The 23322-nt window shown below is 39.8% G+C and carries 17 protein-coding genes; 10 read left to right on the top strand and 7 right to left on the bottom strand.

The features are described 5' to 3' along the window. Positions 1–68: 68 nt before the first annotated feature. Both guaA and ACST15_RS11915 read right to left on the bottom strand, forming a co-directional pair. Positions 69–1592, bottom strand: a complete 1524-nt coding sequence (guaA, locus tag ACST15_RS11920) for a glutamine-hydrolyzing GMP synthase (RefSeq protein WP_459454881.1) — start codon at positions 1590–1592, stop codon at positions 69–71. A 72-nt stretch (positions 1593–1664) separates the two neighbouring features. Further along, positions 1665–2840 carry an exo-beta-N-acetylmuramidase NamZ family protein gene (locus ACST15_RS11915; RefSeq protein ID WP_459454880.1) on the bottom strand — a complete coding sequence of 392 codons (1176 nt, stop codon included), beginning with the start codon at positions 2838–2840 and terminating at the stop codon, positions 1665–1667. 77 nt (positions 2841–2917) lie between these two features. Here ACST15_RS11915 and ACST15_RS11910 point away from each other — a divergent pair, with 77 nt between their 5' ends. Further along, positions 2918–4126, top strand: coding sequence for an ABC transporter permease (locus tag ACST15_RS11910; protein ID WP_459454879.1), 1209 nt, complete (start codon positions 2918–2920; stop codon positions 4124–4126). A gap of 2 nt (positions 4127–4128) precedes the next feature. Next, on the top strand, positions 4129–5979 hold the full coding sequence (locus ACST15_RS11905; RefSeq protein ID WP_459454878.1) for a M61 family metallopeptidase: 1851 nt from the start codon (positions 4129–4131) through the stop codon (positions 5977–5979). Here the strand turns inward: ACST15_RS11905 and ACST15_RS11900 are convergent. Next, positions 5969–8245, bottom strand: a complete 2277-nt coding sequence (locus ACST15_RS11900) for an NADP-dependent malic enzyme (protein ID WP_459454877.1) — start codon at positions 8243–8245, stop codon at positions 5969–5971. The genes ACST15_RS11905 and ACST15_RS11900 overlap by 11 nt on opposite strands. A 21-nt stretch (positions 8246–8266) precedes the next feature. After that, positions 8267–9526, bottom strand: coding sequence for a cation:dicarboxylate symporter family transporter (locus tag ACST15_RS11895; RefSeq protein ID WP_459454876.1), 1260 nt, complete (start codon positions 9524–9526; stop codon positions 8267–8269). 130 nt (positions 9527–9656) lie between these two features. On the opposite strand from ACST15_RS11895, the gene trxB reads away from it, so the two are divergent. From trxB to ACST15_RS11875, 4 genes are all read left to right on the top strand, one after another. Then, positions 9657–10595: a thioredoxin-disulfide reductase gene (gene trxB / locus ACST15_RS11890; RefSeq protein ID WP_459454875.1), complete on the top strand. Its 939-nt coding sequence runs from the start codon at positions 9657–9659 to the stop codon at positions 10593–10595. Positions 10596–10604: 9 nt separating this feature from the next. Next, positions 10605–11702, top strand: a complete 1098-nt coding sequence (locus ACST15_RS11885; protein WP_459454874.1) for a peptidoglycan DD-metalloendopeptidase family protein — start codon at positions 10605–10607, stop codon at positions 11700–11702. 2 nt (positions 11703–11704) lie between these two features. Next, complete coding sequence (gene bshB1 / locus ACST15_RS11880) at positions 11705–12418, top strand: bacillithiol biosynthesis deacetylase BshB1 (RefSeq protein ID WP_459454894.1); 714 nt, start codon at positions 11705–11707, stop codon at positions 12416–12418. Between the two features lie 236 nt (positions 12419–12654). Further along, positions 12655–13008 (top strand): four helix bundle protein, encoded by a 354-nt coding sequence (locus tag ACST15_RS11875; RefSeq protein ID WP_459454873.1) that lies wholly within the window; start codon positions 12655–12657, stop codon positions 13006–13008. A gap of 165 nt (positions 13009–13173) precedes the next feature. On the opposite strand, the gene pdxH is transcribed toward ACST15_RS11875, so the two are convergent. Then, the gene (pdxH, locus tag ACST15_RS11870; protein WP_459454872.1) at positions 13174–13806 is read right to left on the bottom strand and encodes a pyridoxamine 5'-phosphate oxidase; all 633 of its coding nucleotides are present in this window, start codon (positions 13804–13806) and stop codon (positions 13174–13176) included. 65 nt (positions 13807–13871) lie between these two features. Between pdxH and polA the strand changes: the two genes are divergently transcribed. Together polA and ACST15_RS11860 are read left to right on the top strand one after the other, a co-directional pair. Beyond that, entirely contained in the window at positions 13872–16724 is a 2853-nt protein-coding gene (polA, locus tag ACST15_RS11865; protein ID WP_459454871.1) for a DNA polymerase I, read from the top strand. 10 nt (positions 16725–16734) lie between these two features. Beyond that, positions 16735–17727: a glycosyltransferase family 2 protein gene (locus ACST15_RS11860; protein WP_459454870.1), complete on the top strand. Its 993-nt coding sequence runs from the start codon at positions 16735–16737 to the stop codon at positions 17725–17727. Positions 17728–17923: 196 nt separating this feature from the next. On the opposite strand, the gene ACST15_RS11855 is transcribed toward ACST15_RS11860, so the two are convergent. Next, complete coding sequence (locus ACST15_RS11855; RefSeq protein WP_459454869.1) at positions 17924–18790, bottom strand: carbon-nitrogen hydrolase; 867 nt, start codon at positions 18788–18790, stop codon at positions 17924–17926. Then, positions 18787–19752, bottom strand: coding sequence for a glycosyltransferase family 9 protein (locus tag ACST15_RS11850; RefSeq protein WP_459454868.1), 966 nt, complete (start codon positions 19750–19752; stop codon positions 18787–18789). Before ACST15_RS11850 ends, ACST15_RS11855 begins: the two co-directional genes overlap by 4 nt. A 96-nt stretch (positions 19753–19848) precedes the next feature. Here ACST15_RS11850 and ACST15_RS11845 point away from each other — a divergent pair, with 96 nt between their 5' ends. Both ACST15_RS11845 and ACST15_RS11840 read left to right on the top strand, forming a co-directional pair. Then, entirely contained in the window at positions 19849–21330 is a 1482-nt protein-coding gene (locus ACST15_RS11845) for a glycine--tRNA ligase (RefSeq protein ID WP_459454867.1), read from the top strand. Positions 21331–21350: 20 nt separating this feature from the next. Continuing rightward, on the top strand, positions 21351–23267 hold the full coding sequence (locus ACST15_RS11840) for a DUF349 domain-containing protein (RefSeq protein ID WP_459454866.1): 1917 nt from the start codon (positions 21351–21353) through the stop codon (positions 23265–23267). The last annotated feature ends 55 nt before the right edge of the window (positions 23268–23322 follow it).

Raw genomic sequence — 23322 nt, 5'->3', positions numbered from 1 at the left:
GTTCCAAACGCTGCCAGCGTTACGGAGCGTCAACGTTTTAAAAATTTATTTGTTGTCCAAGTTCTTGGTTATTCCCACTCAATGGTTGCTGGGGGTTTGGAAGAAATATCATACACAACCCGATTTACCCCTTTTACCTTATTGATAATTTCATTTGAAATTTTACCTAGGAATTCATAGGGTAAATGACACCAATCGGCAGTCATACCGTCCAAACTACTTACAGCCCTCAGGGCAACAACTTGCTCATAGGTTCTTTCATCCCCCATCACTCCTACGGAATGAATCGGCAATAAGATTGCACCTGCTTGCCAAACTTGATCATAAAGGCCTTCAGATTTCAAGCCATTTATAAAAATAGCATCCACTTTTTGAAGGATATCCACTTTCTCCGGTGTTATATCTCCTAAAATACGAATGGCTAAACCTGGACCTGGGAAAGGATGGCGACCTAAAATATCTTGTGGTATGCCTAAGGTTTTTCCTACCTTTCTCACTTCATCCTTGAACAAGGTATTCAAAGGCTCTACTACCTTCAATTTCATGAAATCAGGTAATCCGCCCACATTATGATGGGATTTGATGGTGGCAGATGGCCCTTTGACAGAAACTGACTCTATGACATCTGGGTAAATAGTACCCTGGCCTAACCATGCAACGCCCTCAATAGCATGTGCTTCATGATCAAAGACATCGATGAAGGTTTTACCTATCGCTTTTCGCTTCAACTCTGGATCACTTAAACCTGCCAAAGCATCGTAAAAACGCTGTTTTGAATCTACTCCCTTGACATTTAAACCTAAGGAATGATAGGATTCTAATACTTGTTCAAACTCATCTTTGCGCAGCAATCCATTATCCACAAATATGCAATACAAATTTTTACCAATAGCCCGATGCAATAATACCGCCGCTACCGAACTATCCACTCCACCTGATAAACCTAATACGACTTTATCCTGACCTAATTTTTCTTTCAAATTAGCTACTGTTGTTTCTACGAAGGAATCAGAAGTCCAATCTTGTGTACAATCACAGACCTTCACCACGAAGTTTCTTAAAATGATACTTCCTTCTGTACTATGCGTAACCTCAGGATGGAATTGAATTCCAAAAATTGGCTTAGAAACGTGTGCAAAAGCTGCTACTTTAACTGATTCCGTAGAACCAATAACTTCATACATGGCAGGTAATTCCATAATGGTATCACCATGCGACATCCATACTTGGCTATTACTGGAAATTTCATCCCACAAAATAGAATCCTTAGTACCCGTTAAATGAGCACGACCATACTCTCTATGTTGGGACGCCTGAACCGAACCTCCTCCTTGATGAGCTAATAATTGAGCCCCATAACATATACCCAAAATAGGTAAGTCAACAAATAGGCTTAAATCTACTCTTGGAGAATCTTCATCACGGACTGAACAAGGACTACCTGATAAAATAATTCCTTTGACTGAGGAATCGATGCTAGGTATATGATTATAAGGATGTATTTCACAATATACTTGAAGCTCACGAACTCTTCGGGCTATCAATTGAGTCACCTGAGAACCAAAGTCAAGAATAATAATTTTTTCCGCCATAGCTGCTTTAAATAAAAATAAACGGCAAAGGTCGCAATTTTAAACGAAAAGTCGAGTATTTATTTTGTATTTCTACCGATAAATCAGGTACTTTTCTCGAATCTTTTTATACTCTTTCAAGCCTTCCTGCCAAGTGGCTCGTATTTGCTTTTCTGATTTCCCTTCTAACATCATTTTCCTAAGTTCATTGGTTCCTGCTAGCTTATCAAAAAAGCTCGGGCTGGTAAAAAACGACTCTTTTTTACCCGAATTTTCAAAGAAATAGAATAGATATTTCAAACTAAATCCTAGCTCACGAGTATCTATTTTTGTTAAATCAAAACCATAGCATAGCTTTCCTTTCAAGGGTGGTTCCATGGCTCCCGGCATGGGCATAGGGGTGAATGTATAATCACCTAAACCAGCTACATTAGTACCTGCTACTTGAAATTGGGTCATGGTGCCTCTACCAATACTAACATTGGTCCCTTCAAAAAGACATAAGGAAGGGTATAAGCCTATAGCTTGATCATTTGGAAGATTAGGTGAAGGCGCCACGGTAATTTGCACCTTATCTGCGTGCTTGTATTTTTTAACAGGAATAATACTTAAATCACATTGAATTCCCCGATCTAACCAGGCCTCTCCATTGATCATTTTGGCCAACTCGCCCAAGGTACATCCATGCACCACCGGAATTGGATTTAACCCCACAAAAGAGGCAAATTCTTTTTCCAAAACAGGACCATCTACATAGTGGCCATTGGGATTTGGACGATCGAGAATGATTAATTTAACGCTGTTTTCAGCACAAGCTTCCATCACATAATGTAAAGTAGAACTGTAGGTATAAAACCTAGTTCCTACATCCTGAATGTCAAATATCACCACATCAATACCTTCCAAATCTGCTTTGGTCGGTTTCTTATGTGCTCCATACAATGAAATGATGGGTAATCCTGTCTTTTCATCCTTCCCATTATCAATATGTGCTCCAGCATCTGCTGTACCCCTAAAACCATGTTCAGGTGCAAAAATCTTTTTAATGGGAACCTTTAAAGACAATAAGGTATCTGCCAAATGAGTTTTACCCAAAACCGAAGTATGATTAACGACCAAACCAACTCGCTTATCGAAAATCATTGGCAAATAGGTAGCAATTTGTTGATCTCCTGGAATAGCTTTGCTAGACTGAGCTAGAGTAACCTGAGGCAGTAGACCAGAGGAAAAAAACAACAATAAAATCAATAGCTTGTAGATTCGATGCATTCCTATTTTCTTTGCGGTTTAAAATTTACTTTTCAAATATCTGATAAATTTTAAGATAATTAACGTAAATCGACTGAATGAATTTCCCACTTTTTGTTGCACGTCGGATTCGTAATACCCATGAAACTTCCTTTTCTAAAACGGTTACCTATGTAGGTATAGGAACAGTAGCAATGGGAGTAAGCATCATCCTCATTGCCTTTTCTATTCTATTTGGCTTTAAAGATGCCATTCAAGATAAATTAACCCGTTTTGCTGGAGATATACATATCAGCCAAATAAGTGGCAATCATTCCCTTTCTGATAGCCCGATGAGGAGAAATTTGGCATGGGAAAAAAATATCCTTAAAAACCCCTCGGTGGACCACATTCAGGCTCATTTACAGAAACCCGGCATACTAGTGGGAGATGCTGGTTTGGCGGGAATCGTTATCAAAGGAATAGGAAATGATGTGCCTAAAGACCAACTGGCCAACAATTTGCTGCAAGGGCAGTCACAAATACATCATCCCCAGGACATCATCCTGAGTAACAGCTTAGCTAAACAACTGAAAGTCAAGCTAAATAGTAGCTTAATTCTATATTTTCTATCTAATCCCGAACGGCCAAGGAAAGTAAAAATCACCGGGATTTATGAAACAGGATTAGAAGAATTAGATAAAATGTTCATTTTGGCAGACCGTTCATGGGTTCAAAAAATGAATGGCTGGTCCACAGATTCCATCGGAACTTATGAGGTCTTTTTAAAAAAATCAGCAGATTTATATCAATCTGCGGATGAAATAGAATCAAAGATGCCTGCCGAATGGAGATTGGAAACCATCACTGAATTATACCCTGCCCTATTCGACTGGATGATGATGCTGGATAGGAATATTGTCATATTTATTTCACTGCTATTGGTAGTAGCCTGTTTCAATCTCATTGCGACACTATGGGTCCTTATCATGGAACGTATTCCCATGGTCGGATTATTGAAAGCCATGGGGGCTAACCATAGACAAATTCGAACCATTTTTTGGTGGAATGGTTTCTTTATTCTACTTAGAGGATTAGCCATAGGCAATGTATTGGCCATTCTTTTTTGTTATGTACAATCCGAGTACCACCTAATTCCTTTGGATCCTGAAAGTTATTATATGAACTCTGTTCCCATAATTTGGTCCATGTCCACATGGCTTTGGGTCAATTTGGGTACCAGTATTTTGGTGGCTATCATCATTACACTACCAACCATCTTCATCAAAAAAATTCAAGCTCAAGAGGCACTGCAATACAAGCATTAATTATGAAAAAAATTCAACTACTTTTTTGGCTACTTGCCTCGACGCTGGCCTTTGGGCAAGAAAAAGTTCAGTATAAGATTGATTTAAACAAGCTGACTAATGACCGTTTAGAGGTAGTTGTTAAAGCACCTAAATTCAAACAAAAGGAGGTAATTTATGCCCTTCCTAAAATAGTACCAGGAACTTATGCCAACTATGATTTCGGCCGATTTGTTCAAGATTTCAGGGCATTGGATGCAGTGGGTAAAAACTTGAAATACAAAAAAACTGGGCCAAATACCTACCAGATTTCCAATGCCTCCCAATTAGCTGAATTACGGTATTTTGTCCATGATACTTGGGATAGCCCTGAAATACCTGGAGATTATGTCTTCGAACCGGCGGGTACTTCCTTCCAACAAGATAGTTTATTTGCACTCAATACGCATGCCATGTTGGGTTATTTTGTTGGCCATGAAAAAGCCCAAGTACAATTATCCATCGATAAACCTAAGAACCTATACGGGGCCAGTTCCCTGCAAAACAAAAGCAAAACTAGTACAGACCAATTTGAAGCCATCCATTATCAAGAACTGATTGATGCGCCTTTGATGTATGCTTCTCCAGATACGCTAAGTTTTCCCCTAGCCAATGCCAACATTTTGATTTCAGTTTATTCACCCAATAAAATGTGCTCAGCGGCGCAAGTAGCGGAACAAATCAAACCTTTACTGGAAGCGCAAAAAAAATACTTAGGGGGGCAATTACCCGTATCTAACTACGCCTTTATCATCGTTCTATCCGACAACATCAAAAATGGTAGTTATGGGGCATTAGAACACGCCCAATCCTCCTTTTATTATTTACCAGAAGGAAACATTCAAACCTTAGCAGAAACTATACGAGAAGTATGCGCACATGAATTCTTTCATATTGTCACTCCTTTGAATATCCATTCGGAAGAAATAGGAAACTTTAATTTTTTAGAGCCTAAGATGTCCAAACACCTCTGGCTATATGAAGGCTTAACCGAATACGCGGCGCATCATGTTCAATTAAAATACCAAATCACCGACCTGAAAAAATTCATGTCGACCTTTGAAAATAAGTGGGAAGTAATGAATGTCCAATTTGACAGAAAATTACCTTTCACGACGATGAGCGAGAAAGTGCTGGACAAATACAAGGATGAATATGGCAATGTTTACCAAAAAGGTGCTTGGCTGGGTTTTGGATTAGATTTAACCCTAAGAAAACTGAGCCAAGGCAAATATGGAACCCAAGAAATGATGCGGGATTTAGCCCAATATTATGGGCCTCATCAATCTTTTAAAGACAATGATTTATTTGATCAATTGGTCAAAATCACTCAAAAACCTGAATTAAAAACCTTTTTCCAGAAATACATAGAGGGTAAAGAGGAAATCCCTGTGGCTGACTGGCTACACCTCATTGGATATGAAATTCAGGAATTTAGTGCCAGCCCGATCAAGTCTTTGGGATTCGATTTTCAATCCTTAAACGTCAATGCTGAAACGCATCGTGCTGTAATAAACTCTGAAGATGGAATCAATGAATTTGGAAGAATGCTTGGCTTGCAAGCCAAAGATGAATTAGTTTTTGTCAATCAACTTTCTTTTAGCCTAGAAAATTTCAGTACAAATGCTGCTAAAGTACTCAAAGACATACAATTAGGGGATATCTTAGAGGTAGAAGTAGCTAGACCCAAAGGAAATGGTCTGTATGAAACGGTTCGCTTAAAAGCTCCATTTCAAACAAGTATGGGCAACGCTCCGACCTCTTTTGTACCACAGAAGAATCCAAGCGATTCCCAATTGGAATTAAGAAAACAATGGATGAATTCTATTCCGTAGTTTGTGCTTCAACTACGGCAATAGCCACCATGTTGACAATTTCTCGAACACTAGCCCCTAATTGCAGCACGTGAACCGGTTTTCGTAAACCTAAAAGAATTGGGCCGATGTATTCTATTTCAGCGGCTTCTTTCAATAAGTTGTAGGCTATGTTAGCTGCCGATAAATTAGGAAAAATCAATGTATTGGCTGTTTCATTTCCGAGTGATGCAAAAGGATAATTTTGCTGACGTAGTTCCTTATCAAAGGCCAAGTGAGCTTGCATTTCACCTTCAATCAACCATTGAGGATATTTTTCCTGCAAAATATGGGTAGCCTCACGCATTTTAATGGCATCATCTCCATCGGCTGAACCGAAATTGGAATAGCTCAACAAAGCAATTCTAGGTTGCAAATTAAAACGCTCTACGGCCTCACCCGTCAAGCGGGTTATTTCTACGATATCATCCACACTAGGTTGGAAATTAATGGTCGTATCAGAGAAAAATAGCGGTCCTTTTTTGCTTAAAAGCAAATACATACCGGCTACTTTTTTCACCCCTGGCTTTTTACCGATAATCTGCAAGGCAGGACGAATAGCTTCCGGATAGTTTTTGGTTAAACCCGATATTACTCCATCGGCACGATATGTTTCCAACATCATGGCCGCAAAATAATTACTTTTACGAACCTGATTTTCAGCTTCCCAGCGCGTATAACCACGTCTTTTACGTTTTTCGTAAAATAAATCAGCAAATTCCTTTAATAGAGGTTCATTATCAGGATGCTTAAAATCCAAGATTTCGGTGCCTTGTAAATCAATGTGATGCTCCTCACAAATGGCTTCAATGGCAGCTTGATTACCCAATAATATAGGTTTAGCTATTCCTTCATCCAATACCTCTCGCACTGCTTTAAGAACTTTCAGATTTTGAGCATCTGCAAAAACTATCCGTTTAGGATTACTTTTTGCTCGTTTCAAAATGAATTTCATCACCTGGTTGTCCAAACCTAAGCGTTTAGCCAATTGATTTTCATATTCATCCCAATTCTTAATGTGAACAGTTGCTACACCTGAGTCCATAGCTGCCTTGGCTACTGCCATAGAAACCGTGGTAATCAGGCGTGGATCCACAGGCTTTGGAATGATGTATTCAGGTCCAAAACTGATGCTTTTTTCATTGTATGCCAAATTCACAATATCGGGAACAGGCTTTTTTGCTAAGCAAGCCAAGGCCTTAGCCGCAGCTAATTTCATTTCATCGTTAATCTCGGAAGCTCTCACATCCAGCGCACCTCTAAAGATAAATGGAAAGCCGAGTACATTGTTGACTTGGTTAGGATAATCCGAACGACCAGTGGCCATGATTAAATCATCCCTAACGGCCTTAGCTTCTGCGTAACCAATTTCCGGAGTTGGGTTGGCCATAGCAAAAACCACTGGATCTTTAGCCATGGAGGCTACCATTTCAGGCTTAAGAATATTTCCCACCGAAAGACCCAAAAAGACATCTGCACCTTTCATGGCTTCTGCCAAGGTTTTCTTGATATTGGCTTCACATGCCAATGGACTTACATAAGGATTTAGGTCTGTTCTAGCTTTTGATACTAAACCATCTTTATCAAAAATGAGGAAATTCTCAATTTTTGCTCCTAATTGAAGGTATAATTTAATACAGGAAATGGCTGCTGCACCGGCACCAGAAACAACAAATTTTGCCTGCTCAATTTTTTTTTCGACAATTTCCAAGGCATTTAATAAAGCCGCTGAAGAAATAATGGCAGTTCCGTGCTGATCATCATGCATGATTGGAATCTTCAAGCGCTTTTTTAATTTCTCTTCTATCTCAAAGCACTCAGGCGACTTAATGTCTTCCAAATTTATTCCTCCAAAAGTAGGTTCTAAACGGACAACCGTTTCTACAAAATCATTGGGCTCTATGCAATTCAACTCTAAATCAAATACATCGATATCGGCAAAAATCTTGAATAAAACACCCTTTCCTTCCATCACAGGTTTACTGGCTTCAGGACCAATATTCCCTAAACCCAATACGGCCGTTCCATTGGAAATTACCCCAACTAAATTGCCTTTAGCCGTATATTGATACACTTTCTCAGGAAAAGCGGCAATCTCTAAACATGGCTCTGCTACGCCGGGAGAATAGGCTAGTGATAAATCCCGCTGAGTGGCTGTTGATTTGGTGGGTTTTACTTCAATCTTCCCGGGCTTACCTTCGGAATGGTAAGCTAAGGCATCTTGTTTTAAAATAGATGAGATGGACATAATTTGATATGTTGATGAATGTTATTCTGATTCGGGGGCATGAAACTCTCCTTCGTGCTTGGCTAACCAAACAGTCGCGACTCCATTTCCAATGAAATTCGTAATCGCTCTAGCTTCTGACATAAAGCGATCAACGCCCAATAAAAGAGCTAAACCCTCTAGCGGGATTACTTGTAAGGCTGTTAAGGTAGATGCTAACACCACAAAACCACTTCCTGTGACTCCTGCGGCACCTTTAGAAGTTACCATCAACACGCCAATGATGGTTAATAATTGTTCCCAGTTGAGCTGAATACCATACACTTGGGCTAAAAATAAGGTTGCCATGGATAGGTAAATACTCGTTCCATCCAAATTAAAGGAATACCCAGCTGGCACGACCAATCCCACCACGGATTTTGAGCAACCCATTTTTTCTAATTTTTGCATCAAAGAGGGTAATGCAGCTTCAGAAGAAGATGTACCCAAAACGATTAATAATTCGGCTTTGATATAGCTCAAAAAGGAGGTAATTCGTTCACCGCAAGAACGCATGACCAAGGCTAAAATGACAAAAATAAACAAAGCCATGGTGATGTATACAGAGGCCATTAATTTAGCTAAAGGCAATAGGGAATGTATACCAAATTTTCCAATCGTATAAGCCATACCTCCCATAGCCCCCAGAGGTGCCATGTACATCACCCAATGCAAGGCTTTAAAAACCCAATGCGAGGCTTGTTCCATTCCTGAAATCATACGAGCCTTACCACGAACAGAGTTTAAAAAGATGCCAAAAAAGATGGAAAAGAATAAAACTTGAACAGTAAAATTTTCCTTTAAAAACAATAACCAAGAGAAAGAGGCCGCCTTTGCCGTGTATTTACTAATATCTCCACCGGCCACATCTGAACGAATAACACCCTCACCTGGCACCAAAATAGTGGAAACAAATAAACCAATAATCAAAGCTATGGTGGTAATCACCTCAAAGTACAATAAGGCTTTCCCTCCTACTCGACCTACCTTTTTGAGATTACCCATATTGACAATTCCCAAACTAATGGTAAGGAAGATGATGGGGTGAATAAACAATTTGACTAAACTGATGAAAAAACCACTTAGCAACTCACTGACACTAGGCCCCATGCTGATATCTGCACCCAAAAAAGAATAGGCAAACTTCTTTTCCATCAAGGGATACAAGGCCCAATCAGGAGCAAAATGTCCTAAAAGAACACCCAGAAAAATGGAAATTAAAACCCAAAAAGTAAGGTTGTGTGTAATTTTCTTTTTACTCATTCGTTTGAAAGCAGATGATAAACAAATGTAAGGATTAATAGCAAAATATCCTCGTTTGGGATTCTGCGCTTATTTACCGAATTTTGCACCTTCATGAACCTTTTGAGATCTTCAAGGTGTTATTAATTTTATGGCAGAAAAAATAAAATGTTTGATTATCGGCTCAGGGCCGGCAGGTTATACCGCAGCTATTTACGCTTCTAGAGCAGGTTTACAGCCTGTGATGTATCAAGGTGGACAACCAGGTGGTCAATTAACCACGACAACCGAAGTGGATAATTTCCCAGGCTATCCAAAAGGAGTAGATGGCCCTACTATGATGCAGGATTTAGAAAATCAAGCCAAGCGATTTGGTACAGATGTGCGTTTTGGCTTAGCTACCAAAGTGGACTTCAACAGCCAGCCTAAAAAAGTATGGATTGATGATCAAACAGAACTAGAAGCCGATGCCGTTATTATTGCCACGGGTGCTTCTGCCAAATGGTTAGGGCTCGAGGGAGAAACTACTTTCAATGGTTTGGGTGTTTCTGCCTGTGCTGTTTGTGATGGATTCTTTTACCGAAATCAAGTAGTAGCCGTGGTGGGTGCAGGTGATACTGCAGCAGAGGAAGCCAGTTACTTAGCCAATTTGTGTACCGAGGTTCACATGATCGTTCGTAGGAATGAAATGCGGGCTTCTTTGATCATGCAAGAGCGTGTTAAAAATAATCCTAAAATAAAAATTCACTGGAATTCTGAAACAGAAGAAATTTTAGGTGATGCCAATGGCGTAACCGGTATTCGTATCAAAAATAGAGAAACGAATGCCACAGAAGAAATTGCCTTAACTGGATTTTTTGTAGCGATCGGACATCAACCCAATACCGCTATTTTCAAAGGTCAATTGGATATGGATGCTCAAGAATATTTAATTACCGAAAAAGGTAGCTCTCGTACCAATATTCCAGGCGTTTTTGCTTGTGGAGATGTACAAGATTCTATTTATCGTCAAGCCGTAACAGCAGCAGGTAGTGGTTGTATGGCTGCTTTAGACGCTGAGAGATGGTTGGCTTCCAACCATTTACATTAAACTTCATTTATGTCAGTAAAAAACCTGATTTTCTTCCTATCTGTCACTTTTTTTGCCTTTTCTGTAAAGGCACAGGAACGTAATTTGTTCAAAAAAAGCACGAAGATAGAAACCAAATCAAACAGCAATAGCAAAGAAAAGAAAGAGGAAATAGACGATCTACCTCCTTTACAATTCCGCAATGAAACGGAAACTACAGGCATGGTGGCTGGTTCTGAGATGCAGGAACGTAAATACGAACCCATCAAGATTTTAAATCCAACCATCAGTAATTTCGACACCACCTCGATCGATGAAGGGGAAGCCCTAGTGGTAGAAATAGAGGAAGAAAATGCCCCGGTAGGAAGTGAGGATTTTGTAACGGTTGCCTCCTATTTTGCCATTTGGGATACCAAAAGTATTGATCCGTATGATATCGACATCAAAGATTTCGATGAACCGGTGGACATTGAACTTTATAATGTAGGAAGTGGAAGAAATTGGTCTCCACCCTTGAATGTGGTTAAACAAACCAGTCCATTCGGACCGCGTTGGGGACGTTTGCATGCTGGAGTTGACCTCGACTTAGAAACAGGCTACCCCGTTATGTCGGCCTTTGACGGCATTGTTCGTATTTCAGGATTTGATTATTCCGGTTACGGAAATTACGTAGTCGTTAGGCATTACAATGGACTTGAAACCCTTTATGGGCACCTTTCCAAACGAAATTTTGAACCAGGAACTTTTGTCAAAGCAGGAGATGAAATTGGTTTGGGTGGAAATACAGGTAGAAGTACAGGGTCCCACTTGCACTTTGAAACTAGGTATGAAGGTAATCCATTCAACCCAAACAATGTTTACAATTTAAGCACTGGAGAACCGCTATCGGACCACTTATTAATTACTGCTAGAACTTTCGACCGCCGCTCACTTTCCCTACGAAATGAATATGGAAGTGCGGGTGAAAAAATTCGTTCGAGACGTACCGCCTGGACCCGAGTTCGTTCAGGTGATTCCTTGTATTCCATTGCTCAACGAGCAGGAATATCGGTGACTAAATTGGCTAGATTAAATGGTTTAAAACTTAGCTCCACCATTCGAGCTGGTAGACGTTTACGTATTCACTAATGATGAAACTAGATATTTTAGTTATGGCTGCGCATCCAGATGATGCAGAGCTGGCTTGTTCAGGTACCATTGTATCTCAAATCCAACAAGGAAAAAAGGTGGGGATAGTGGATTTTACCCGAGGTGAATTAGGAACGAGGGGGACGCCTGAGATTAGATTGGCTGAATCAGCTGCAGCGACGGCCATATTGGGCATTCATGCCCGGGAAAACTTGGGGATTCGGGATGGGTTCTTTCAAAATGATGAAGAAAGCCAATTGAAGTTAATTCAAGTTATTCGTAAATACCAACCAAACATTGTACTGGCCAATGCCTTGGAAGACCGACACCCTGACCATGGTAAAGGTGCCCAATTAGCCATTGATGCTTGTTTTTTATCTGGATTAAGAAAGATTGAAACAAAAGACACTCAGGGTAATTTGCAAGCAGCCTGGAGACCCAAGCACCTTTTTCATTACATTCAAGATCGTTATTTAAATCCTGATTTTGTGATCGATATTAGTGCGCATTGGGATGTCAAGGAACAATCTATTCGTGCTTTCAAAAGTCAATTTTTTGACCCTAACTCCACCGAACCAGACTCTTATATTTCCTCTCCTGATTTCTTAGAATTCATCCGCGCAAGATCCATGGAAATGGGCCACAAAATTGGCGTAAAATATGGTGAAGGGTATCAAACCCAGAAAACGATTGGATTAAAAGGATTTGATTTTTAGTGTTTAGTTATTAGGGGTTAGTTATTAGGGGTTAGTTATTAGTGTTTAGTTATTAGGGGTTAGTTATTAGTGTTTAGTTATTAGGGGTTAGTTATAAGGGGTTAGTTGTTAGGGGTTAGGGGTTAGTTATTAGTGTTTAGTTATTAGGTATAGAGTAATCAAGGACTTGATAATCTATTGGACAAACTAAAATAATTAACAATTTTAAGTGAATTTTGATTTCATAAATAAATGCCATGGAATCAAATAATATTAAAAATAAAACTTTTCAATTTGCGTTGAAATCCGTTAGACTATATCAATGTCTAATTCAAAAGAGAAAAGAATTTATACTCTCGAAACAATTTATTAGAAGTTCCACTAGCGTAGGTGCCATGATAAGAGAGGCCGAATATGCAGAATCCAAACCCGATTTTATTCATAAAATGGCCATAGCCCAAAAAGAAATCAATGAATCTTTATATTGGTTGGAATTACTGTACCAATCAAATTACTTAAAAATTGAAGAATTTAGAATATATACATCGGATGGAATTGAAATCATAAAAATTCTAACAAGTATAATTAAAAAGGCCAAAGGTATTAAGTAAAATTACACAATCCCTAATCCCTAATCCCTAAACCCCAATCCCTAATCCCTAAACCCTAATCCCTAATCCCTAATCCCTAATCCCTAAACCCCAATCCCTAATCCCTCAACCCTAAACCCTAATCCCTCAACCCTAAACCCTAATCCCTAAACCGCAAAGACTGTATTACGGCGCAATCCGATACCTCTCCCAATTTCCATCCTGCAGTTCATAAACCACACGGTCATGAAGGCGTGAAGGGCGACCTTGCCAAAATTCCATGTAATCAGGAATTAATTCATATCCTCCCCAATGCGCGGGTTTAGGAATATCTTGCCCTTCGTATTGTTTTTCTAATGCTGAGTAACGCTCCTCTAAAAATTCACGATTCGGAATTTTGGCACTTTGCTCAGAAACCCAAGCTCCAATTTGCGAAGCTCTTGGACGAGACTGAAAATATTCGGTCGATAACATTTCATCTACTTTTTCTACATGCCCTTCTATGCGTATTTGTCTCTCTAATTCGGGCCAGAAAAAAGTGATGGAAGCTTTGTCGTGATGCGCCATATCTTGCCCTTTTCTTGAAAAATAATTCGTAAAAAAGGAAAAACCTCGGTCAACATATTTTAATAAAACAATGCGACCGGATGGACGCATATCCCTTCCCAAAGTGCTTAAAAACATGGCATTAGGCTCTGGTAATTCTGCATTTTGAGCTTCTTTAAACCAGATTTTAAACTGCTCCAATGGGTTTGGGTGGACTTTACTTTCTAACAATTCTCCTTTTTGATAATTTTCTCTTAGGGCTGCTAAATTCATAATTCGAGTATTTATTCCTTATCTTTGTTTAGGCTCCATAAGCCTATCTAATAATTATTAAATATATGAAAAAATTATTCCTTTTTGATGCAATGGCCTTGATTTATCGTGCCCATTTTGCATTTGCTAAAACTCCCAGAATCTCATCAAAAGGAATCAATACCAGTGCCGTATTTGGCTTTACAAACACCATTTTAGAAGTTATCCAAAAGGAAAAACCTGATTATTTGGGTGTGGCCTTTGACACTTCGGCTCCTACTTTTCGCCATGTGGAATACACTCCCTATAAAGCACAGCGGCAGGTTCAGCCAGAGGACATTACCATTGCCATTCCTTATGTAAAACGTTTGGTTGAAGCCATGGATATCCCGCTCCTAATCATGGATGGCTATGAGGCAGATGACATCATTGGAACCATCGCCAAAAAAGCGGTTAAAGCCAATCCGGATATCGTAGTTTACATGATGACACCTGACAAGGATTACGGGCAATTGGTCGAGGAAAGAATTAAAATGTATAAGCCTGCCTTCATGGGTAAAGGCGTTGAAATATTAGGTCCAGAGGAAGTTTGTGCCCGTTGGAATATACAGCATGTAGATCAAGTAATCGATATGCTAGGATTAATGGGTGATGCAGTAGATAATATTCCAGGCATTCCAGGTGTAGGAGAAAAGACAGCTCAAAAGCTCATTGAGCAATTTGGTTCTCTGGAAAACCTATTAGAAAATACGGATCAGCTGAAGGGAAAACTACAAGAAAACCTCGTTAATTTCAAAGAGCAAGGTATTTTATCCAAGCATTTGGCTAGAATCTTATGTGAGGTTCCGCTTGAATATGAGGAGGAGAAATTACTTTATACACCGCCCAATAAAGCCTTGTTGGAGCCATTGTTAGAGGAGTTGGAATTCCGAACTTTGAGAAAAAGAATCTTGGGTGAAGATCCCACTTCTGAACCAGCAGCTCCTAAAACAAAGGCTGGTCCGAAAGTAGCGGCCAATCAAATGGATATGTTTGGTAGTCCTAGCCCTGCATCGCCTAGCCCAGCTATTTCAGCTGAAAGTGATTCAAACGATGAGGACGACTCATCATCCTATCAGTCCTTCAATACCCTAGAAAATACCCCGCACCAATACCACCTAGTTCAAGGTGAAGCGGCAATCAAAGGCTTGATTTCCTATTTGGCGAGACAATCATCCTTTTGTTTTGATACAGAAACGACCAACATCAATGCAATCGATGCGGATTTAGTGGGAATGTCTTTTGCCTATCGCAAGGGAGAAGCCTTTTACATCCCTTTTCCTGAGGATAAAGCAGCCTGTCAACAGCAAATTGACTTGTTTAAAGAGTTATTTGCCAATGAAAACATTCAAAAAATTGCTCAAAATATCAAATACGATATGAGCGTCCTGGCCAATTATGGCATTGAAATCAAAGGTGAAACCTATGATACCATGTTGGCCCACTATTTGATTGAACCAGAAAAACGCCATAATATGGATGCCATGTCCATGAGCTATTTGCATTATGAACCTATGTCCATTGAAAAGTTAATTGGCAAAAAAGGGGCAAAACAGGGCAATATGCGTGATGTGGATGTGGAATTAGTCAAAGAATATGCGGCTGAAGATGCCGATATCACTTGGCAAATTAAGCCCCATTTAGATAAGTTACTGGCTAGCAACGATAAAACCATTCAGCTATTTAAAGAGGTTGAGATGCCTTTGGCAAGGGTTTTGTCTACTATTGAAAGAGAGGGTGTGTTATTGGACATTCCCTTTTTACAAGACATGTCGAATACCCTGGAAAAAGATTCCCAGGAAGTTCAAAAACAGATATTTGAATTAGCAGGTGAATCGTTCAATATCGCTTCACCTAAACAGTTAGGCGAAGTATTATTTGAAAAACTTCGATTAGACCCCAAGGCTAAAAAGACCAAAACTGGTCAATATATGACTGGGGAAGAGATTCTTTCCAAATTAGAGGGAGAACACAAAATAGCTTCTTTGATATTGGATTTCAGGGAGTTACAAAAACTGAAGTCCACTTATGTGGATGCCTTACCTCAATTGATATCACCTAAAACAGGCCGAATTCACACCTCCTTCATGCAGGCCGTAACTGCTACTGGTCGATTATCTTCCAAGGACCCCAACTTGCAAAACATCCCGATCCGCACAGTGAGGGGAAGAGAAATTAGGAAGGCTTTTATTCCTAGAAATGAGGAATATCAAATACTTTCTGCCGATTATTCTCAGATTGAACTGCGGATCATGGCGGCCTTTTCCCAGGATGAATCCATGTGTGAGGCCTTCAATAAGGGATTGGATGTACATAAAGCAACTGCTGCGAAAGTATTTCAAGTTCCATTGGAAGAGGTAAGTTCGGATATGAGAAGGAAAGCCAAAACGGTCAATTTTGGAATTATATATGGTGTGTCTGCCTTTGGCTTAGCTGCACAAATTGGTATTTCAAGAACAGAAGCCAAAGAGATTATCGACCAATACTTCATTGAGTTCCCCAAAGTAAAGTCGTATATGGACCAAAGTATAGCGAAAGCTAGGGATTTGGGCTATGTAGAAACAGTATTAGGAAGAAGACGGTATTTAAAGGATATTCTTTCGCCTAATATGAATGAACGTGGATTTGCTGAGCGAAATGCAATCAATGCTCCTATTCAAGGTTCTGCTGCAGATATGATAAAAGTAGCGATGATACAAATTCAAGACTTTTTGTGGAAAGAAAATCTAAAATCGAAAATGATATTGACGGTACATGACGAACTTGTATTTGATGCTCATGTGAATGAAATTGGCTACCTTCGTGAGAGAATTGACAAAATCATGTGTTCAGCCCTTGATTTGGGCGTAGTCATTGAAACGGGTATTGGAGTTGGAGCAAATTGGTTGGAGGCCCATTAAAGTTTAAATTGTGAAAATATCCATCGCATTATGTACCCGTAATGGGGAAAAGTTTTTAAGAACACAACTAAGTAGCTTCGTAGATCAAACCTTGCAAGCCGATGAAATCATCGTTTGCGATGAAGGCTCTACTGATCAAACGCTGGCTATTTTAGAACAATTTTCCGATAAATTACCCCTTAAAATTCATAAAAACCCTACAAGATTAGGTACCTATCGTAACTTCGAAAAGGCCATGTCGCTTTGTCAGGGTGACATTATTTTTCCCGCTGACCAAGATGATTATTGGGTTCCTCAAAAGCTGGAGCGCGTGTATACCTATTTTAATTTACATCCAGAAGTAGACGCCATATTTACTGATGCCTTATTGGTAGATGAATTTGGTCAAACCTCAGGAAAGCAACTCTGGCAATCTTTTCGCTTTCGGCCCAAGCAGCAACAAGAATGGAAAAATGGTAAATCCCTTGAAATTCTGTTAGATGGAAATCGGGTAACAGGATGTACCATGGGAATTAGAAAGTCCTATTTTGAAAGAGTATGCCCCTTCCCTAGTTCACTTCCAGACTCCTTCTTACATGATGCTTGGTTGGGAATAATGGCAGCAGCAGAAAATAAAATTGATTTTATTCCAGCTACCTATGTTCACTACCGTTTGCATTCAGAGCAGCAAGTAGGCGTCAAAGGTTCAGAGGGAAAACCTCCTACCATGGTTGATCGAATGAGTCGCTCTCATGAGGATAAATTAGCTCCCTACCAGAAAAGCTGGGCATTCCTTTGTCAAGTTAGGGAAGCCATGCTGGCAAGCAATCCACAACTTTCTTTAGAGCCATTAGATACCAAAATCGAATATTTAGAAAGAAGAGGACATCTACCCAAAGCTCGTTGGAAGCGACTAAAACCTACACTTCATAATCTTCTAGGTGGTCATTACCATCGCTTCCAGGATATGGACTCAGAAGCCCTAGCACCGTATTTGATGTTTTTGGGGGATCTTTTGGAATGAAGAATTAAGAATGTAGAATGTAGAATTTTTATTACTCCTCTCCACAATCTCCATTCTACATACTCCATTCTACATACTCCATTCTCCATTCTCCATTCTCCATTCTCCATTCTCCATTCTCCATTCTACATTCTACATTCTACATTCTACATTCTACATTCTACATTCTCCATTCTCCATTCTTAATTCTCCATTCTCACTCCCCAAACCTTTTAACAATTTCACTATAGGAGTCTATTCGCCTATCGCGGAAGAAAGGCCAGGTTTTACGATAATACTCGCTGGATTCTACGTCCACTGATAACACAGCAATCTCTTCTTGGTCATGCGGTGCTTGATACATTACCCTCCCAAATGCGTTGGAGACGAAACTCCCACCCCAAAATTGTTGTCCATTTTCTATACCCACCCGGTTCACCGAAACTACTGGAATGCCATTAGCAATCGCATGGCTGCGTTGAATCGTTTGCCAGGCCTGGTATTGTTCCCGATTGATTTCCCCATTTTTCTCTTCCAAATCCCAACCAATGGCCGTTGGATAAACCAAAACCTCAGCTCCATTCAATGCCGTCAAACGAGCTGCCTCGGGGTACCATTGGTCCCAGCAAATCAAAACCCCAATCTTAGCAAATTTTGTTTGGTACACCTGATAACCTAAATCTCCTGGGGTGAAATAATATTTTTCATAATACCCCGGATCATCCGGAATATGCATTTTCCTATACTTACCTAAATAGGCACCATCTGCATCAATTACGGCTGTGGTATTATGATATAAACCGGCCGCTCTTTTCTCGAACAAAGAGGCGATAATCACCACATTCAACTCTTTAGCTAATTCCCCTAATGCATCTGTGCTAGGCCCTGGAATGGCTTCCGCCAATTCAAAAAACCGAGGATTTTCTTCATAGCAGAAATAGATCGATTTAAATAATTCTTGCAAGCAAATCACCTGCGCCCCTTTTGCAGCGGCATCACGAATGGATTGCATAGTTTTATTCCAGTTTTCAGTTAAATTTTCTGAAACAGACAATTGAACTAAGGCAAAAGATACGTTTTTCATAATTTTTGAGAAGCGCTAATAATGGGGTCTAAAGAAATCTTATTTAAACAGTCAAAATGTCCCAATGGACAATAATTTGCTCCTTGGGTGGAACAGGGCCGACAAGTAATTTCGGTATTTTCAATGGACGTAAACTCAGTTTGATATGGATAAAAACCAAAATCTGCGTGAGTCGCACCCCACAATACAAACAATCGTTTTTTCAAAGCAGCTGCAATATGCATCATGCTAGAATCATGAGCTATGACAAATTCGGCTTGTTGCATTAGCGAGGCAGATGCCGCCACAGATGTTTTATTACACAAATTAATCACCTTATCTGGAAACAAAGTGGATAATCGATATCCAAAATTTTCATCCCATTTGTCCCCAATTAACACTAGCTTTCCTTCTATCCTATCACATAATTCAATCATTTTGGGATAAGCCAACACCTTGGTAACATATTGAGCTCCAATGGCATACACAACATATTTCCCCTCTATTCCAAAATCAGTAGGTTTAACCGCCTGCCCCTCAGGTATAAAATAATCCAGTCCTTGTCCATCCGAATGAATATCCAATTCATGCAAGGAATCAAAATAACGGTCGACCAAATGCTTTTTAGGGAGAAGGTTGATTTTCTTTTTCACCAGAAGCTTGCGCTCTCGAGTAAACTTGTCAATCTGAAAAGGTTTTTTACCCAATAAAAGGCATAAAAGATGGGATCGTACATTTTTGTGCAAATCAACGACCGCATCAAAACCTACTTTTCGCAATGAAGAGGCTAATTGCCAAAGGCTACCTTGGTAAGTATGCACTTGATGAACGTAAGGGTTTCCATCCCACAAATTGGCATAGGCTTGTTTGGTCACCACATGAATTTCTGCTTGCGGATATCGTTGTTTCAAGGCCCGAATGATGGGACTTGTTAGGATAATATCACCTAAAGATGAAAAACGAATACAGAGAATTTTGTCCATTGGTCGCAAATAGCGCCGTAAAATTAAGAAAATTCAATAGCCAAGCCTCATACTTTCATTCTTTTCGGTAAATTGCGCCCTAATTTGATTGCTTTAATGGAAAATAAAAAACAAGACACCGCCTCAGCTTTAAAGGATATTATATCGCATGCCAAAGAATATGGCTTCGTTTTTCCCTCCTCAGAAATTTATGATGGTTTACAGGCAGTGTACGATTACGGCCAAAATGGTGTTGAACTAAAAAATAATTTAAAAATGGTGTGGTGGAAAGCCATGACCATGCTAAATGATAATGTTGTAGGTATCGATGCATCTATTTTCATGCATCCCCTAACTTGGAAAGCTTCCGGTCACGTGGATTCATTCAATGACCCGATGATCGACAATAAAGATTCCAAGAAAAGGTACAGGGCAGATACTTTATTAGAGGACCGTGCAGCCCAATATGAGGCAGAAGGAAAAGAGGAAGTTGGCAAAGCCCTCCTACAAAAAATGGCCAAATCTTTAGATGCAGGAGATTTAGAAGCAGTTAGGCAACTCATCATCGATGAAAACATCACCTGCCCTATATCCAATACAGCTAACTGGACTGAGGTGCGTCAATTTAATTTGATGTTTTCTACGCAAGTGGGAGCCGTATCCGAAGATGCCAGCCTAATTTATTTACGTCCAGAAACAGCACAGGGAATATTTGTTAATTTTCTGAATGTACAAAAAACGGGCCGCATGAAGGTTCCGTTTGGTATTGCTCAAATAGGAAAGGCATTCCGTAACGAGATTGTAGCGAGAAACTTTATTTTCCGCATGCGTGAATTTGAACAAATGGAAATGCAATTCTTTGTTCGCCCTGGTACAGAAATGGAATGGTATGCTGCATGGAAAGAAGTACGTATGAAATTCCATCAGGCCATAGGTTTACCTGCGTCGAAGTTGAAATTCCATGACCATGAGAAATTGGCGCATTATGCCAATGCCGCAGTGGATATTGAATATGAATTCCCATTTGGCTTCAAAGAAATGGAAGGTATTCACTCTAGAACAGATTTTGATTTGAAAGCACATCAAGATTTATCTAGAAAAAAACAACAATATTTTGATCCAGAAATCAACGAAAACTACATTCCTTATGTGATTGAAACATCGGTTGGAGCTGACCGTTTGTTCTTGGCTGTCTTATGTAATGCCTACACAGAAGAAATAGTTGGTGAAGGAGATCAACAAAAACAAAGAATTTACCTTAATTTACACCCAGCAATTGCCCCTATCAAGGTGGCGGTATTGCCCTTAGTGAAAAAAGATGGTCTCGCTGAAAAAGCTCAGGAAATCAACCGTTCACTGAAATTTGCCTTTAATACTACCTACGATGAGGGTGGCGCCATTGGAAAGCGTTATACTCGTCAGGATTTAATAGGAACCCCTTATTGTGTGGTGATTGATTACCAAACGATGGAAGACGATACGGTAACCGTACGTGATCGCAACACAATGAGTCAGGAGCGCATTTCTATAGCAGACCTTAAAGAAAAATTAGGTTATGCTGTATCGATGGAGCGTATTTTTGAAAAATTACTTGTTTAAACACGCAAACAACGATGAGTATGATGACCGAAGAGACCCCAAAAGCTGAAGAGATTTCTGCAGAAGCAGTCAACCCTACCCCTGTTGCCCCCTTGGAGGATACAGAAAAAGCAGTTGAAAGCAGTGCAGAGATTGAATTAAGTAGTCCTACCGAAGCCATTTTCCACACAGATGATAAATCAGTGGAATATCCCATATTGGAAGACGGACATTCAAAAGAGCATTTGCATCGCTTTTTTGGGAAACTAAAAGACTTGGTACAGCATCATGCGGGGCCAGCCGTGTATAAAAAAGTAGATGAATTAATCAAAGAAGCTAAGGAATCTTGGGATAACATCAAACAAGCCGAGCGTCAATCAGCTTTAGATAGTTTCAAAGCAACCAATGAAGGTTCTGAGGAAGGATTTACCTACAAAGGAGACAACCTAACTCAAGAAATCGATTCGGCTATTCACAGCATTAAAAAAGCCAAGCAAGACTTTTTCCAACAATTAGAAAAAGTACGTGAAAAAGCCTTAGAAGGCAAAACTCGTTTGATCAATGAATTGCGCACCTTGGTAGATGCGGATGACAATTCGGATCCAGCCCACGTCAATGCTAGTTTTAAAGCTTTCAAAAAAATACAAGATGAATGGAAAACCTTAGGCAGTGTCCAAGGGCCCATGAATCAAACCTTATGGCAGAGTTACCATGCCCTAGTGGATCGTTTTTACAGTAACAGAAGTATTTTCTTTGAGTTGTTGGAATTAGATCGTAAGAAAAACTTACAAGCTAAGGAAACCATTGCTGTGAAGCTGGAAAGCCTAGCTGAACTGGTCAAACAAAACGCACCTTTACAAAAGCTTATGAAGGATGCGGAGGAATTGTTTGAGGAATACAAGCATATTGGCCCGGCACACCGAGAAGAAAATGAAGCCTTATGGCAGCGAGTTAAAAAATCATTGGATGTCTTATTTGAACAGAAAAGACAAGTCAATGAAGCTCAAAAAGCCGTTTATGAAGAAAATTTAAAGATTAAGAAAGAATTAGCCGATTTGATGCACCACCATGCTACTTTCCAGTCGGGCAGTATCGCTGAATGGAATCAAGCCAGTAAAGCGGTCTTAGCCTTACAGGATCAATGGGCTAAATTGAAAGGGGGATTACCTCGTGAGGGTGGCAAGGAAGTGAGCCATCAGTTTTGGTCGGACCTGAAATTATTCTTCAAGCATAAAAGTGAGTTTTTTGCTAAGATTGATGCCGAACGAAAAGCCAATTTAGCTGCCAAATTATTGTTAATTGAGCAGGTAGAGGGCATTGTAGCGGTTGGGACAGAAACCCAAGAGATTACCCAGCAGGTGATTGATTTGCAAAAGAAGTGGAAAGAAATAGGCCATGTACCAGAGAAACAAAAGGATCAGGTATATACCAAATTCAAGGCCGCTTGTGATGCTTATTTCAATTTAAAGCGCAGCAAAGGTAAAGGTGCTCAAGATGAGGAATTTGAAGCAAACTTGCTGGCTAAACAAGCTATTTTAGCTGATTTAGAAGCAATCTTAAAGGATCCAAGTTTATTGGCCAATTTAAAGGCTAAGAAAGAAGCATGGGATGCGATAGGCTTTGTTCCGCGTAAAAATGTCAAAGAGGTACAAGAAAAATTCCGCAATACTTGGAATGCGGTGATTGATTTGGCTAGAACCCAACCAAAGGAGCAATTAGCTGCTTGGGGATTTGAGCTTAAATCATTGCCAGCTGAAACGAGTGGTGGTTCGGATGAGCGGAAAAGTCATTCGGGAGATAGCCGAAAGAAGATCCAGGCATTGGAAAATGATATTGCTGTGTTAACCAATAACTTAGAGTTTTTCGCTAAATCAAAAGGGGCGGATAAATTGCGTGCCGAGGTAGAAAAGAAGATTGCGCAGGCTCAAAAGGAATTGGAAAAACTGAAAAAAGATTAAAAAAAATATAAGTTTTTTTGGGCAACACTTGCCAATTTAAGCCTAGATGCTTACT

The organism is Aquirufa sp. Wall-65K1 (assembly GCF_054558475.1).
The sequence above is the reverse complement of the archived record's forward strand: the minus strand, read 5'-3'. Positions and strand labels throughout refer to the sequence as shown.